The 15,084-nt window shown below is 71.6% G+C and carries 13 protein-coding genes; 12 read left to right on the top strand and 1 reads right to left on the bottom strand.

The window, feature by feature from the left end:
* Window positions 1-23 precede the first annotated feature (23 nt).
* The 11 genes from AB0C04_RS16920 to AB0C04_RS16970 all read left to right on the top strand — a co-directional run bounded on the left by AB0C04_RS16920 (window position 24) and on the right by AB0C04_RS16970 (window position 12,190).
* Window positions 24-422, top strand: a complete 399-nt coding sequence (locus AB0C04_RS16920; RefSeq protein ID WP_357054840.1) for a DUF4190 domain-containing protein — start codon at window positions 24-26, stop codon at window positions 420-422.
* A 197-nt stretch (window positions 423-619) separates the two neighbouring features.
* The gene (locus AB0C04_RS16925) at window positions 620-904 is read left to right on the top strand and encodes a hypothetical protein (RefSeq protein ID WP_357054843.1); all 285 of its coding nucleotides are present in this window, start codon (window positions 620-622) and stop codon (window positions 902-904) included.
* Between the two features lie 122 nt (window positions 905-1,026).
* Window positions 1,027-2,145, top strand: coding sequence for a hypothetical protein (locus AB0C04_RS16930; RefSeq protein WP_357054847.1), 1,119 nt, complete (start codon window positions 1,027-1,029; stop codon window positions 2,143-2,145).
* A gap of 17 nt (window positions 2,146-2,162) precedes the next feature.
* A complete protein-coding gene (locus AB0C04_RS16935) occupies window positions 2,163-2,570 on the top strand; it encodes a hypothetical protein (protein WP_357054850.1) in 408 nt (135 codons plus the stop codon).
* The gene (locus AB0C04_RS16940; protein ID WP_357054853.1) at window positions 2,567-3,028 is read left to right on the top strand and encodes a hypothetical protein; all 462 of its coding nucleotides are present in this window, start codon (window positions 2,567-2,569) and stop codon (window positions 3,026-3,028) included. Before AB0C04_RS16935 ends, AB0C04_RS16940 begins: the two co-directional genes overlap by 4 nt.
* Window positions 3,029-3,145: 117 nt before the next feature.
* Window positions 3,146-4,192 (top strand): SEC-C domain-containing protein, encoded by a 1,047-nt coding sequence (locus AB0C04_RS16945; protein ID WP_357054856.1) that lies wholly within the window; start codon window positions 3,146-3,148, stop codon window positions 4,190-4,192.
* Window positions 4,193-4,257: 65 nt separating this feature from the next.
* Window positions 4,258-5,196, top strand: a complete 939-nt coding sequence (locus tag AB0C04_RS16950) for an aminoglycoside phosphotransferase family protein (RefSeq protein ID WP_357054859.1) — start codon at window positions 4,258-4,260, stop codon at window positions 5,194-5,196.
* A gap of 80 nt (window positions 5,197-5,276) precedes the next feature.
* On the top strand, window positions 5,277-6,443 hold the full coding sequence (locus tag AB0C04_RS16955) for an ROK family protein (RefSeq protein ID WP_357054862.1): 1,167 nt from the start codon (window positions 5,277-5,279) through the stop codon (window positions 6,441-6,443).
* A gap of 131 nt (window positions 6,444-6,574) precedes the next feature.
* Window positions 6,575-8,350 (top strand): hypothetical protein, encoded by a 1,776-nt coding sequence (locus tag AB0C04_RS16960; RefSeq protein ID WP_357054865.1) that lies wholly within the window; start codon window positions 6,575-6,577, stop codon window positions 8,348-8,350.
* 121 nt (window positions 8,351-8,471) lie between these two features.
* The gene (locus AB0C04_RS16965; RefSeq protein WP_357054868.1) at window positions 8,472-10,883 is read left to right on the top strand and encodes a glycoside hydrolase N-terminal domain-containing protein; all 2,412 of its coding nucleotides are present in this window, start codon (window positions 8,472-8,474) and stop codon (window positions 10,881-10,883) included.
* On the top strand, window positions 10,883-12,190 hold the full coding sequence (locus AB0C04_RS16970; RefSeq protein ID WP_357054871.1) for an SGNH/GDSL hydrolase family protein: 1,308 nt from the start codon (window positions 10,883-10,885) through the stop codon (window positions 12,188-12,190). The genes AB0C04_RS16965 and AB0C04_RS16970 overlap by 1 nt, the downstream gene beginning before the upstream one ends.
* Before the next feature lie 30 nt (window positions 12,191-12,220).
* Here the strand turns inward: AB0C04_RS16970 and AB0C04_RS16975 are convergent, their stop codons facing one another.
* Window positions 12,221-12,652, bottom strand: coding sequence for a VOC family protein (locus tag AB0C04_RS16975; protein WP_357054874.1), 432 nt, complete (start codon window positions 12,650-12,652; stop codon window positions 12,221-12,223).
* Window positions 12,653-12,999: 347 nt separating this feature from the next.
* On the opposite strand from AB0C04_RS16975, the gene AB0C04_RS16980 reads away from it, so the two are divergent.
* On the top strand, window positions 13,000-15,081 hold the full coding sequence (locus tag AB0C04_RS16980; RefSeq protein WP_357054877.1) for a septum formation family protein: 2,082 nt from the start codon (window positions 13,000-13,002) through the stop codon (window positions 15,079-15,081).
* The last annotated feature ends 3 nt before the right edge of the window (window positions 15,082-15,084 follow it).

Raw genomic sequence — 15,084 nt, forward strand, 5'->3', positions numbered from 1 at the left:
CACGTCGACCTGAGGAATGAACGGTGTCCTACCAGCCCGGATACGACCCGACCCGCCCGCAGCCGCCGATCTCGGCCGTCCCCGCCAGTCCCTATCCGCCCTTCGGCTACCACCCGGCGCTGCCGCAGGTGGTGGTGCAGGCCCCGCCGTCCTCCGGCACCGCCACCGCATCGATGGTGCTCGGCATCCTCGGCGTGCTCGGCGGGTGGTGCCTGTTCGGGCTCCCGTGTGTCCTCGCCGTCATCCTCGGACATGTCGGCCTGCACGAGACCCGACATGGCACCAAATCCGGACGGGGCATGGCCGTCACTGGGCTGATCCTCGGCTACCTCTTCGTCGGGCCGATGATCGCGCTCACCGTGCTGGTCTTCTTCGGCGGCGTGATCGGCGCCGCGACCCCGACCCCGACGCCGACTCCGTGACGGCTGCCCACCGTCGGAGCGAGCTGCGGCACGAGCGGTGCGGAGGGCGTGGATGCGGCTGCGGTGAGGCAGAATCGAGGGACGTGATCAAGCGGATCATCGGGGAGATGCGACATGAGTGACCTGACCGGTGTCGTCCGGCGCGAGCGCACCCGCACCGCCGGCCTACCCGGCGCCGAGGGCGAAGGACTCCCCCGGTGAAGTTCAGCTTCGACGTCGGTGTCGAGGAGCGGCACCAGGTGACCTTCTCGTTCGACAAGGTCTGGGGTGGGCTGTCGATCACCGTCGACGGCCAGCCGGTGCACCGGGAACTACGCGTCCTGTCGGTCGAACTGGTCAAGCGGTACCAGTTCACGGTGGGCGTGCAGGAGCGGCACGACGTGCTCATCGAGAAGGAGCGCAAGCTGATGTTCGCGGGCTTCCGGCCGCAGCAGTACCGCGCGTACGTCGACGGGCAGCTCGTGGCGGAGCACACGGGCTGACCGTGACCCAGGGTGGAAACACCTTCACATCGTGCCCCCATCGCGGGCGTCCTCTGTAGGAGGATGTGCGGTGCGATGACCGGCCGGGGAGGCGCCGGTCGGCGTACACGGGGGCGTTTCTCATGGGTTTTGACGTCGATGTGGCCGCGTTGCGTGGCCTGCCGACGGTGTTCGACCGGCTCGGCGACGACGCCCGGGCCGGCTTGGGCTACATCGACACGAACACCGCGCTGGAGTACGGGCCGGGCTTCATCAACCGGATCAGCGGCAAGCACGAGCGGGCCGTGTCCGACGTCCGTGGCTTCGTCGAGGACGTCGCCAAGTTCACGGCCAGCCGGACCGGGTCGTCGCTACGGCAGTCGCTCGACTACTACGAGCGCACCGACGGGGCGGCGGCGGAGCAGTTCGATCGCGCCTTCCGCGGTGGTGGTCAGGTCGACCGGTCGCAGTTCGCGAGCTTCTACCGATCCACCGGGTCGGCGGCGGGCTTCGCCGACCGGGCCGAGCCTCGGGAGAGCTTCCGGGCGATACCTGACTACGGCAAGGATGACGCGTTCCAGTTCGAGCCGCAGTTGTGGGACATCGCCAGCCCTACCTCGCTGACCCGCGACGCGCTCTGGGGCGCCACGTGGCTCGCCGCCAAGCTGGGCATCTGCGACCGCGCCTACGACCCGTACGAGAGCCTCATCAAGCCGATCGCCGGCGACTGGACCGGTGTGCGGGGCTGCGCCGACGTGTTCGACAACGTGGCCTCGGCCCTGGGCGGCATGGCGGTGAATGTGCGCTGGGCCGCGCTCGGCAGCGAGCAGTACTGGCAGGGCAAGGCGGCCACGGCGTTCCAGGCCCACCTGGTCAACTCGGCGCGCAAGCTCGACGAGGCGGCCGTGCCGCTCGTCGCGTTGGCGGCCGAGTACCGCAAGACCGCGGAGGCCATGTTCGAGATCGGCAAGGTGCTCGGTTCCCTGCTCTCCGACCTGGTCGATGCCGCGATGATCTTCGTGGCGGCGGCCAGCACCGCCGCGGCGACCTCGGAGACCATCGTCGGTGGGGTGGTCTTCGGGGCGGCGGCCATCTACGAGGGCTACAAGATGTGGGACCTCTTCAAGGAGGCGTTGGATCTGGTGGGCCGGGCCGACTCGCTCACCAGCGCGTTCACCTCGGCTGTCGGCGATTTCGGTCTGGCCGCGGGCACGGATCAGCTTCCCGTCCTGGCGCCGCCGCCCGACGGTCTGCCGAAGTGACCGCATCATCGGGGAGGATGTCCAGCGTGAACGAGGTCCCGCCCGCCCGTCCGGACGACGTGCTCGCCGCGGTCGACCGCACCCCGTACGGTGCGGTGCTGCGCGACGAGTCCCGCCGGCGGCAGATGATCTACGAGGCGATGCTGGCCGGCCCCGACCCGATCGGCCGGGAGATCGGGCAGCAGCTGCTCGACGGCAGCGTCAGCCCGCGGGGGCTGCTCGCCGTGACCGACTACCAGGAGTACTTCAGCCGGGCCCGGACGGACGCGGAGCGGCTCGACCTCGATGATCTTGCCGCTTCGGCGGCGGCGTTGGCCGACGACCAGCAACTCACCGGCGACCTCGACCAGGACGCGGACGCCGGTGCGGACGACGAGCCGCCGGCGCCGGACGAGTCGGAACGGCCCGAGGATCCGCCCCGATGAGAGCCCTGTCGAAGCGGACGGATCGCCGGCTGGGGCGGGTGCTCGTGGCGCTCGGTTGCGTGCTCGCCGCGCTGTGTCTGGGCCTCATGGGTTACGCCCGCGCCGTCGCCGTCGACGCCGGGCACACCTGGAACGGCGCCGCCCCCGCCTATCTGACCAGCGCCGTACGCGGCGGCCAGCACCCGTGCACCATCACCCCCGATCGGGGCGAGGCCCGGACGGTGGACGTGCCGTCCTGGCCCAACCGCGGTCCGCAGGTCGACGGCCGCCGGGTCGATCCGTGGTTCTCCGGGTCGGCGGAGATCTCCTGCGCCGACCCGGTCTATCTCAGCCAGGGCTGGGTGGTGCGGCTCTACCCGCTGGTCGAGCAGTGGCTGGTGCTCCTCGCCGGGATCGCGCTGGCGTTGGTCGGGCTGAACCGGCTCGGCCTGTTCCGCCACACCTCCCGCTACCCGTGACTCTCGCCGGAAGACGTGCACATCTCCCGCTGCCCGTGACACCTGCCGGGTGGCGTGAGATGGGCGTTACAGGTGATCAGCCCGCGCTCGGGGTGCGCGCCGACGTACCGTGAGATCGTGCCGAAAGACGTGATCACCAGCGCTGACCTCGCCGAACTACGCCGTACCGCGCTCGGGACGGCGAACCCGCTCGGCGTCGCCGCCGACCTGGCCGACGCGGTGGAGCAGGGGCGGCTGGCGGACCCGGACGACGCCGGGGACGCGCTGGCCCTGGCCGCCGAGATCGCCGAGGTCCGGGCGAGGCTGGACGCCGCGCTCCGGTACGCGGACCGGGCCGTGGCGGCGTACCCGAGCACGGACGATGTCCGGGCCGGCTTCGCCCGGGCGCTGCGGGCCCGGATCATGTTCCGGACCGGCGGCCGGGAGGACGAGGCGATGGCGGAGCTCGCCGCGCTGCGCCCGCTGCTGACCGAGCAGCCCGAGGCCCCCTCGTACGTCAGCGCGGCGCTGGACGCCGGTGGTCGCTCGGCGACCGCCGACGAGTGGCTGAGCGAGGCGGTCGACACCCTGCTCGGCGAGCGCGCCACGGCCGCCGAGGCGCCGGAGCGGGCCGGGGCGGCCGCGGAACCGGCGGTGGAGGTCGGCCCGCCGGAGGCGCCCGGGGTCCTCTTCTTCCTGCTGCAACAGCGGCACCGGGTACGCCGCAACCTCAACCTGCCGCACGACCGGCACGACGATCTGGCCGACCGGGTGGAGGCTCAGCTCGTCCGCCGGGCGGAGCAGCGCCAGGCCAGCGAGCCGGACCTGATCTTCTTCCCCCGGGCCGAGTTCGACCGCCTGCTCGCCGAGCACCCCGAGCTGGCCGAGGTGTACGGGCCGGACTGGGACGAGCATCGGGCCCGGCTGGAGAAGCAGTTGGTCCGGCTGGCCAACGCGGGCCGGGGCGGGTTGAGCGTGCTCACCGGGTCGGTGGACGGGCTCAACGGTTTCGCCAGCCGGAACAGCGGCGTGCCCGGCGATGCGGGCATCCGGGAGCGGTACGCGCGGGAGCGGTCGGCCCATCCCGACGCGCACATCCCGTGGCCGCCGGAGCGCAACGACGCCTGCTGGTGCGGCTCAGGCCTCAAGTACAAGAAGGACTGCCTGCCGCGCTCGCGCAGCTGACCATCCAGCGGACGTAGCGGACCCCGTGCTGGTCGTGCCGGGGCACGCCCGTAGATGATCTGGGCGTGAGTGGACTGCCAGGACAGGAGACGGTCGGAGCGGATGCCGTCCGCAGCGCGCTGGGCGAGGCGTGCCCCGGCGTCCGGGTGGCGGGCATCCGCGGGCTCGACGCCGGCTTCACCAGCAGACAGTGGGTGGCCGACACCGATGAAGGCCCGTTGCTGGTCAAGACCCCGGTGCGCGACCCGGACCCGGAGCACCTGCGCCGGTTGATCGCCACCACTCGTCGCGCCGCCGAGGGCGGCGTTCCGGTGGTGCGGTTCCGCGGGTTCGTGCCCCGGAGCGCGGCCCTGGGAGCGCCGGTACTGGTGCAGGAGTACCAGGAGGGCACGCCCGCCGATGCGGCGTGGGAGGCGATGGACTCCTCCCAACGCCTGCGGTTCGCCACGGACCTGGGTCGGCTCGTGGGCCGGATCCACGCCTGCTCCGGCCCGTGGTTCGGTGACGTGCTCGGCGCCGAGAAGTACCCGGACATCCGGATGTTCCTGCACGCCCTGGTCGACTCCCGGCTCGGCGAGGCGCCGGAGGACCTCACCTCCGTCGGGCGCGTCGGGCTGGCCGCGGCGATGCACCGCGCTGTCGACACCGTGCCCTCGGACGCCGCGCCGTCGCTGACCCACGGCGACCTGTGGCGCCAGAACGTCGTCCTGCGTGCTGGACGGATCGCGTGCCTGCTCGACTTCGAGCACGGTGGCTACGCGGACCGGTTCCTGGATTTCGGCAAGCTCGACGAGCACATCTTCAACGGCTTCCCCGACGGGCGGGCGGCGTTCCTGGCCGCCTACGACGAGGCCTGCCCGCTGCCGGACGGCTGGGAGTCCCGGGTCCGGCTCGGCCACGCCATCCACGCGTTGTCGATGAGCGTCTACTTCCTGCGCTGGACCCCGAAGTGGGCGCCGCAGTACGTGCGCGAGTTGGAGCAGTGGCTGTCCACAGAGCCGTGAGCGGGGAGGCCGACTGTAGGCCTGCGGCCTCACGATAATCAATACTTGAAGAAGTTAAATATTCGCCTACGCTTTCAGCCATGTTTCCTGGGAGTGACACGGGTTCGCTGGCCGGGGCCCCGGCGGCGACCGCGGTGTTCACGACGGTGCTGACCGAAGGGCCGGTGAGCCGGGTCAGCCTGGCGCGCCGGCTCGGGCTCTCCTCCGCCGCGGTCACCAAGGCCGCCCGTCCGCTCATCGAACTGGGCTACCTGCGCGAACTGGCCGCGACCGAGCGGACCGGGCCGGGCGCCGGACGCCCGGCGAGCCCCCTGGTGGTACGGGCCGACCGGGAGTTCTTTATCGGTGTGAAGATCACCGCCGACGAGCTGATCGGGGTGGTCTGCGACCTGCGCGCGCAGGTGCGGGCCAGTGCTCGCCGGCCGCTGACCGACCCCTCCGTCGAGGCGGTGCTCGCCGAGGTCGGTCGGCTCGCCGACGGGCTGCTCGCCGCCTTCGCCGGCGACCGGAGCCGCGTTCGCCGGCTCGGGCTCGCCCTCTCCGGCGACGTGGACCGCAGCACCGGCCTGGTTCGCTACTCGCCGTTCCTGCACTGGCGGGACGTGCCCCTCGGCCAGCGCGCGGCCCAGGTCACCGGGTTCAGCGTGACGGTGGAGAACGACGTGAAGGCGCTCACCGCCGCCGAGCACTGGTTCGGTGAGGGGGTGGGCGCGGAGTCGTTCGCGCTGGTCACCGTCGGCACCGGGATCGGCTGCGGCCTGGTCGTCAACGGCCGGCTGGTCTCCGGCTCGTACGGCGTGGCCGGCGAGATCGGGCACCTCGCCGTCGACGCCACCGGCCCGGACTGCCACTGCGGTGGTCGCGGCTGTGTCGAGTCCATCGCCGGCACCGACGCCATCGTGGCGCAGTCCCGGCAGCGCACCGGTCGCCACGACCTCACCATCGACGAGGCGGTGGCCCTGGCGCGCGGCGGCGACGAGCAGGTCCGCGCCGTCTTCACCCGCGCCGGCACCGCGATCGGGTGCGGCATCGCCGCCGTCGCGAACCTGGTCGGCCCGACCCGGATCGTCGTGTCCGGGGAGGGGCTGGCCGCCTACGACCTGTTCGACACCCACATCCGTACCAGCTTCGAACGCCAGGCGTTCGGCGCCGCCGCACGGTGTCCGCTCTCCATCCGCCCGCTGCCCTTCGAGGAATGGGCCCGCGGCGCGGCCGCGGTGAGCATCCAGTCGCTCGTTCTTCCCTGACCGCTCGGCGTCCCACTCGCCTTATCGCGACCATCCACCCGCGTCAGCAGGAGGTTGACATGCCGTCACCGACGACAACCAGCAGGCAGGCAGGCGCCGGCCGGCGCCGAAACCGGACGGGACTCCCCCTCGTGGCCGCGGCGCTGGCCGTGACGCTCGGCGCGGGGGCCGTCCCGGCGCAGGCCGAGGCGCCGGCGCCGAGCGGCCCGACGACGGTCGCCGCCCCGGCGGCCGGCGTCGCGGAGCGCCCGTACATGGGGTGGACCAGTTGGAGCATGCAGTCCTCGAAGTACCCGGGCCTGAACCCCGACGGTGACTACAGCTACCTCACCGAGGCCAACGTTCTGAAGCAGGCCGACGCCATGGCCGTCAAGCTGAAGCCGTACGGCTACGAGTACGTCAACATCGACGCCGGCTGGTGGCGCGACAACGGCTGGGCGCCGAAGTTCGACGAGTACGCCCGGCAGACGCCCGACCCGGTCCGGTTCCCCCGCGGCATGAAGGCCGTCGCCGACCACATCCACGGTCTGGGCCTGAAGGCCGGCATCTACCTGCCCGTCGGGCTGGAGAAGGAGGCGTACCTCAACGGCGCGACGCCGATCTGGAACGCGCCGGGCTGCACCACCGCGAGCATCGTCTACCCGGACCTGCGCACCACCAACGGCTGGGACAGCGCCTACAAGTTGAACTTCGACAACCCCTGCGCCCAGAAGTACATCGACTCGCAGGCGCGGCTCTTCGCCGAGTGGGGCTACGACTTCCTCAAGCTCGACGGTGTCGGTCCCGGCTCGTTCAAGTCGGGCGACAACTACAACAACGTCGCCGACGTGGCCGCCTGGCAGGCCGCCATCGCCGCCACCGGCCGCCCGATCCACCTCGAGCTGTCCTGGTCGCTCGACATCAACCACGCCGCGGACTGGAAGCGCTACTCCAACGGCTGGCGGATCGACACCGACGTCGAGTGCTACTGCAACACCCTGGTCACCTGGGAAAACTCGGTCGACGACCGGTTCGACGACGCGCCGGCCTGGAGCCGCAAGGCCGGCCCCGGCGGGTGGAACGACCTCGACTCGATCAACGTGGGCAACGGCGAGATGGACGGCCTCACCAAGGCCGAGCGGCAGAGCTACCTGACCCTGTGGGCGATCTCGAAGTCGCCGCGGTACAGCGGCGACGACCTCACCCGCCTCGACGACTACGGGCTGTCCCTGCTCACCAACCGCGAGGTCATCGCGGTCGACCAGAACGGCGCGCCGCCCGCCCGACCGGTGGCCGTCGCGGGCGACCAGCAGGTCTGGGGCGGGAAGAACCCCGACGGCAGCTACACCGTCGCCCTGTTCAACCTCGCCGACGCGCCGGCCGCCGTCACCGCCCACTGGGCGAGCTTCGGGTTCACCGGCAACGCCGCGGTGCGTGACCTGTGGAACAGGAAGAACCTCGGCACCCAGAAGAACAAGATCACGGCGACGCTGCCCGCGCACGGCTCGCGGCTCTTCACCGTCCGGCCCGGCACCCCGCTGGCCACCACGAGCTACGAGGCCGAGTCCGCGGCCAACACCCTGAGCGGCAACGCCTCCGTCGCCGGCTGCGACGCCTGCTCCGGCGGGCAGAAGGTCGGCAACCTCTACCTCGGCGGCAAGGTGCAGTTCAACGACGTCACGGTGAAGAAGGACGGCATCTACACCGTCACCGTCGCCTACGTCAGCGGCGACGCCCGCTCGGCGACCGTCTCCTCGAACAACGGCAACGGCACCAGCGTGAAGTTCCCCTCCACCGGTGACTGGGGCACGGCCGAGACCATCAGCGTCCTGCTGGCCCTGAAGGCCGGCGCCAACACCATCACCGTCGACAGCGGCACCTGGTACGCGCCCGACATCGACAAGATCGCCGTACCGCAGACGCTCTGACACACCCCGCGCGGCCCGGTCACGGGGCCGGGCCGCGCCCGGGAACCTCTCTCCGAGTGGTCCCCGGACGCACCCACTCCCGCTCCGCCACCCGCCATCCGCCCCGGTTGGAGAACCCGACATGGACCACCGGAACACCGAACCGCGCGACCTCCGCCCCAGCCGCCGCGGCTTCCTCGCCCTCGCCGCCGCCGCCGGCGCGGCCACCACCCTCGGCCTGCCCACCTTCGCCGCCGCGGCGGCACCTCGACGGCCCACCGAATCGCCGATGCTCGCCGCGGGCGAGGCCACCAGAAACCAACTCTGGTGGCAGGCGCCCGGCTCGCCGAACTCGATGATCGAGCAGGGTCTGCCGGTCGGCAACGGACGCCTCGGGGCGCTCGCGAGCAACGACCCGGCCAGCGAACACCTGACGATCAGCGATGCCACCCTGTGGACCGGCGGTCCCAACGACACGCTCCAGGACGACGGGCAGTTCCCCTACGGCCGCGACGACTTCGGCTCACTGACCCTGCTCGCCACGCTGACCGTCGACATCCCCGGGCACGACCTGGGCGCCGTCGACAACTACCGCCGCACCCTCGACCTGGCTCAGGCCCTGGTCAGCACCACGTACGACGTCGACGGCGTCAACTACCGGCGGCAGATCTTCGCCAGCCGCCCCGACGACGTCATCGTGCTGCACTTCTCCCAGCAGGGCGGCGGCTCGTACACCGGCACCATCTCCCTGGCCGGCACCCACGGTGAGTCGACCACCGCCGACAGCGCGGGCCGGCACGCGTCGTTCGGCGCCTCCTTCGCCAACGGGCTGCGCTACGGCGCCGCCGTGACCGCCCGCGGCAGCGGCGGGAAGGTCGCGGTCACCGGCACGTCGATCTCCTTCACCGGCTGCCGGGAACTCACCGTCGTGCTCAGCGGCGGCACCAACTACGCCCCCGACCCGGCCACCGGGTTCCGCGACCCGTCGGTGGACCCGGAGCGCCTCGCCCGGAGCAAGGTGCTGGCCGCGGCCCGCGAGTCCGTCCGCGACCTGCTGCACACCCACGTCGCCGACTTCCGCCCGCTCTTCGAGCAGCTGGGCATCAACCTCGGCTCGTCATCGGCCACGCAGCGGGAACTGGACACCTGGGAACGGGTGCAGGCGCGCTGGCGGGACAACGTCCCCGACCCGGAGCTGGAGGCCGCGTACCTGCAGTTCGGGCGCTACCTCATGATCTCCGGGTCGCGGGGCAGCCTGCCGATCGGCCTGCAGGGCCCGTGGCTGGACGGCAACGACCCGGACTGGATGGGTGACTACCACACCGACGTCAACATCCAGATGAACTACTGGCTGGCCGACCGGGCCGGCCTCGCCGACTGCTTCGACGCCTTCGCGGACTACTGCCTCGCGCAGCTGCCGGCCTGGACGGACGTCACCCAAAGGCTGTTCAACAACCCCACCAACCGGTTCCGCAACTCCAGCGGCCGGATCGCCGGATGGGCGGTCGCCTTCTCCACCAACCCGTACGGCGGAAGCGGCTGGTGGTGGCACCCGTCCGGCAACGCCTGGCTCTGCCAGAACCTGTTCGAGCACTACGAGTACACCCAGGACCGCGCCTACCTGGCGAAGGTCTACCCCCTGCTCAAGGGCGCCGTGCAGTTCTGGGAGACCCGCCTCGTCACCACCACCGTCACCGACGCCTCCGGCGCCGCACGCGAGGTGCTGGTCGCCGACAGCGACTGGTCGGCCGAGCACGGTCCGCAGGACACCAAGGGCAACACCTACTCCCAGGAGCTGGTGTGGAACCTCTTCCAGAACTACCGCGCCGCGACCCAGGTGCTCGGCCGGGACACCGGCTACGCCGAGACCGTCGACGGGCTTCGCCAGCGGTTGTACCTGCCCGAGGTCAGCCCCACGACCGGCTGGCTGCAGGAGTGGATGTCCCCCGACAACCTGGGTGAGACCACCCACCGGCACCTCTCCCCGCTGATCGGCCTCTTCCCCGGCGACCGGATCCGCCCCGACGGCTCCACTCCCCAGGAGATCGTCACCGGCGCGACCGCGCTGCTGGCCGCGCGCGGCATGAACAGCTTCGGCTGGGCCAACGCTTGGCGGAGCCTGTGCTGGGCCCGACTGAAGAACGCGGAGAAGGCCTACCAGCTCATCGTCAACAACCTGAGGCCGTCGACGAACGGCAGCAACGGCACCGCGATGAACCTCTTCGACATCTACGAGACGAACCCGGGCCGGGGCATCTTCCAGATCGACGCCAACCTCGGCACCCCGGCTGCGATCATCGAGATGCTGGTCTACTCCCGGCCCGGCCACGTCGAGCTGCTGCCCGCGCTGCCCGCCGCCTGGGCGGGAACCGGTTCGGTGACCGGCGTGGGTGTCCGCGGCGGCTTCGTCGCCGACGTCAGCTGGCGCAACGGCAAGGTCACCAAGGCGACGCTGACGAGCGTCGGCGGGCGCAGCACGACCCTGGCGGCCGGCGGCGCCGCGCGGCAGATCAACCTCAGGCCCGGCGAGTCCGTCACGCTGAGGAACCTCTGATGCCGGCCCACCCGGGCCGCCGCAGCGGGCGCCAGGCCCGGCCCGGCGTCCTGGCGGTCGTCGCCGCACTGGTCACGGCGCTCTGCGTACCCCTGACGGCCGCGGCGGCGCAGGCCCGGCCGCCGGCCTCGGCGCAGACGCCAGCCCACACGCCGGCGCGGGCGCAGGACGAGCCGGCAGCGACCCCGGCCGGCCGGGACCGGCACTTCGTGGTCACCTGGGGCGCCAGCGCCGACCGGCAGGGCGCCGGGCCCGCCGACCGCAGCTACCGGCTGGTCGTACGCACCAGCGTCGGCGGCACGGCGCTGCGCATCCGCCTGAGCAACGCCTTCGGCGAGCACCCGGTCACCTTTGCCCGTGCCCACGCGGGGCTGCAACGCCAAGGCGCCGAGCTGATCCGCGGCAGCAACCGTCAGCTGACGTTCGGCGGGCGGCCCTCCGTCACCGTGCCGGCCGGCGAGACGGTCCTCAGCGATCCGCTGCCGGGGAGGCTCGCCGCCCAGAGCAACCTGGTCGTCAGCCTCTACGTCACCGGCGCCGAGGGACCGACGACCGGTCACGGAATGGCCATGCAGACGAACTACGCGGCCGCGGGCGATCACGCCGCCGAGGAGGCGGCGACCAACTGGACCGACCCGATGAGCTCCTGGTACTGGCTGGACGCCGTCAGCGTCGAGACGTCCACGACGATCAGCTCGGTGGCGACCCTCGGTGACTCCATCACCGACGGGTGGGCCTCCAGCACGGACGCGAACCGGCGCTGGCCCGACTACCTCTCCCGGCGGCTGCAGGCCGCGTCCGGCAGCACCGTGAAGGGCGTGGCCAACGAGGGCATCTCGGGCAACAAGGTGCTCGCGGACGGCGCCGGCGAGGCCGCGCTGCGCAGGCTGGAGCGCGACGTGCTCTCCCAGCCCGGGGTCCGCACGGTGTTCCTGCTCGAAGGCATCAACGACATCAAGGCCCACTCCGGCGTCACCGTGGACGACCTGGTGGCCGGCTACCGGCAGATCATCGACCGGGCGCACGCGACGGGCAGGTGTGTCGTCGGCGCGACGGTCATGCCGTACAAGGGGTGGTCCGAGTACGACGCCGCCGGCGAGACGGTGCGCCAGGGCGTCAACGACTGGATCAGGAACGGCGGCGCGTTCGACGCGGTGGTGGACTTCGACAGGATCACCCGCAGCCCGTACAACCCGCAGGCGATCCTGCCGTTCTTCGACGGTGGCGACCACCTGCACCCGAACGACAAGGGCATGCAGGCGATGGCCGACGCCGTCGACCTGTCCGCGCTGCGCTGCGACCGCTGAGCCGCGAGCGTCCGGTGACCGGCGGCCGGCTCACACGGCGAACACCTGGGAGTCGTCGGCGAAGGCCTTGAACTCCAGGGCGTTGCCGGCCGGGTCGAGGAGGAACATGGTCCACTGCTCGCCGGGCTGCCCGGCGAAGCGCAGGTAGGGCTCGATGACGAACGCCGTGCCGGCAGCCCGCAGCCGGTCGGCCAGTTCATGGAATTCCGGGATGGTGAGCAGGAGTCCGAAGTGCGGGACGGGTACGTCGTGCCCGTCGACCTGGTTGTGGGCAGGCGGCCTGCGCCCCGGCGCGAGGTGCGTCACGAACTGGTGACCGCGCAGGTTCCAGTCGACCCAGGTGTCCGCGCTGCGGCCCTGCGCGCATCCGATGATCTCGCCGTAGAAGCGACGGGCGGCGTCGAGGTCGTCGACGGGCATGGCGAGGTGGAACCGCGGGACGGGCGAGTGGGGTGTGGTCACCGAGCTGGTCCTCTCGTGAAGGGAACGTCCAGGCGCTGGTGCCGGCACCGGAGCGGACTGGTGGGAGCCGGCGGCTACGAACAGGATCGCAGCCCGATGGGAGCACCGCGCGGGCGAGGAGCCAGCGACACCGCGTGCATCTGATTTCCAACTGTCTTCCGTGGTCTGGATGAAGCGCACTCGTCAGACTCAGGAGGTCTACGGCGGCGACATCTCGACAGGCGAGATTCGAGCCGACTCGTGACGGTCCTGCCGTGTCGAGCAACATCGAGGTTCATGGAGAGACGCTACGATCTTGAATAGCAAGCCGATCTATGACGTGCGTGATGTCGTCCTGGGGAGCCGGCATGAGTGAGGCGTTGCTGGCTGGTCTGCGCGAGTTGGCCGGGCCGGAGTTGTACCGACGAAACGCGTTCCGGGTGACCGGGCTGCCGGTCGATGTGGATCGGCCGACCGCGCGCCGCCAGCAGCAGCGGTTGGCGGCGGCGCTCCAGGTGGGCGCCGATATCGACGGGTTGGGTGGATCGGTCGACCCGGAGGAGGTTAGAGCCGCGTTCGACGTCGTGTTGGGTGACCCGCGACGTCGTCTGGTCCACGAGATCTTCGCCAGTTGGGGGGCGCCGGCTGGCTGTGGATGCCCGGAGAGCCTGCACGTGGATCACGACCTTGCCGTGCAGGCACACGCCGACGCGCTCGACCTGGAGCCGGCCGAGGTGTTGGCCCTGGCGATGGCCGGCCGGGTGGACGACGGGTGGGCGACGGCGGCAGCGGCCTGGACCAGGACGCTGCGTTCGGCGGCGTTCTGGCGTCACCTGCACCACCGGGTCGAGCAGCTCGACGACCGGCAGCTCGACGGCTCCAGCGTGGACGTGTTGCGCGCGGAGCTGCCGACGGCGCTGGTCCAGCCGTTGCTGCAGCTGGCGGCGTCCGCGCCGTACCCCGCGCCGTTCGGAAAGAGCCTCGCCGACTGGCCGGTTCCGGACCGGGACCGGCTCGTGGAGGAGGCGGCCGGCCCACAGTACGCGGCGCTCGACGCGCTCATCGGCGACCTGCACACGAGGCTGGATTCCGGTGACGCCGAGGGCACGGTGGCACGGATGCACGCGCAGGCGAACCCGGCCCTTGCGCGGTTGGAAGGGCTTGCGCCGCTCGAGCGCCACCGCCGCACGGCCACCGTCCGCAACCGGCTCGCGGTGCTGCTCAACAACTGCGCGCTGGCTCAGTACGGCCAGACCGGGCGGTACGAGGGCGAGGTCCGGGCGTGGTTGGGCGAGGCGCAGAAGCTCGCCACCGACCCGGAGACCGTGCGCCGGATCCGTGAGAACCGCGACGGCTACGTCCGCGAGGAACGGGACCTGCGCGACTTCCGGGCGAAGGTGGAGCAGCTGCGGCGGGCCCACGGGCGGCACGCGACCGCGCAGTTCCTGCGCACCCTGCTCCATCAGACCAGCGACGCAGCCACGGCCGCGGTGATCCGGGAGATGCTGGCGGAGGTTGACGCCACCGGCACCGGCTACCACCAGCCGTCGGTCAGGCCGTTGCCGAGGGCCTACGGTGTGCGTCGCCCGCGCTGGCGGCTGGTCGGCTCCGTGGCCGTCTGCGCGCTGCTGCTCCTGTTCTGTGTGCTCTATCAGCGCGTCACCGATGTCCCCGATGCCCAACGCGTGAACTTCCACCAGCCCGAGCGGGGTGACAATCCGGCGGTGGTCGCCTGCGTCGCCGAGGCCGACGACTGGCGCGACGGTGATTCAGCGGTGGCCGTGGTGGACTGCGGGGAGGAGCACTGGGCCGAGGTGGTGGCCTACCTGCCACTGGTGGCGGCGTCGGCGGAGTATCCCGGCGTCGAGACGGTCAGCAGGCTGGCCCGGTTCACGTGCCTGCAGGAGATGGCACAGTTCTTCCTCTCGCCTCCCACGTACGAGGCGGAGGTGATCGTCCCCGACGCTGCCGACTGGGACGAGCTGAACCCGGAGGCCAACTACGCGACCTGCGCGGGCCGTCGTGCCGACGACGAGCCGTTGAAGCGCCAAGCCGCCGTGTCGAACCCGGTCTCCGCCGTGTTCCCCGTTCCGATGCCGTTGACATCGCGCCGCGGATCTCTGCACAACGCTCCGGTGGGCTACTGCGTGCAGTCCACCCAGCCGCCCGACAACAGGTGGGACGAGGCGCTGCCCATCGTGCACTGCGAAGAGCCCCACTGGGCGCAGATCCTCGGCTACCCGCACGTGACGGGGCCCTGGCCCGACGAAGACGCGGTGGCGGAGGAGGCCGGGCGCGCCTGCCGCGAGCTGACGGGTACGCGCCAGCTCCCCGAGCGGTACACCGTGACCGCCGCCTGGCCGCCGTGGTGGAACGACGCGTCGCCGCCGGACTACGTGGCCTGCCTGGCGCACCACGAGGACGACCACTGGTCGCAAGGGGGGATCTGACGA

Origin of the sequence: Micromonospora sp. NPDC048909 (assembly GCF_040649635.1) — a bacterium.
Lineage (GTDB): Bacteria > Actinomycetota > Actinomycetes > Mycobacteriales > Micromonosporaceae > Micromonospora.

What these genes read in the sequence shown, in the direction of transcription:
- AB0C04_RS16935 (WP_357054850.1), top strand. Translation starts at nt 2,163, where the DNA reads ATGTCCAGCGTGAACGAGGTCCCGCCCGCCCGTCCGGACGACGTGCTC.
- AB0C04_RS16970 (WP_357054871.1), top strand. Translation starts at nt 10,883, where the DNA reads ATGCCGGCCCACCCGGGCCGCCGCAGCGGGCGCCAGGCCCGGCCCGGC.
- AB0C04_RS16930 (WP_357054847.1), top strand. Translation starts at nt 1,027, where the DNA reads ATGGGTTTTGACGTCGATGTGGCCGCGTTGCGTGGCCTGCCGACGGTG.
- AB0C04_RS16980 (WP_357054877.1), top strand. Translation starts at nt 13,000, where the DNA reads ATGAGTGAGGCGTTGCTGGCTGGTCTGCGCGAGTTGGCCGGGCCGGAG.
- AB0C04_RS16940 (WP_357054853.1), top strand. Translation starts at nt 2,567, where the DNA reads ATGAGAGCCCTGTCGAAGCGGACGGATCGCCGGCTGGGGCGGGTGCTC.
- AB0C04_RS16955 (WP_357054862.1), top strand. Translation starts at nt 5,277, where the DNA reads ATGTTTCCTGGGAGTGACACGGGTTCGCTGGCCGGGGCCCCGGCGGCG.
- AB0C04_RS16965 (WP_357054868.1), top strand. Translation starts at nt 8,472, where the DNA reads ATGGACCACCGGAACACCGAACCGCGCGACCTCCGCCCCAGCCGCCGC.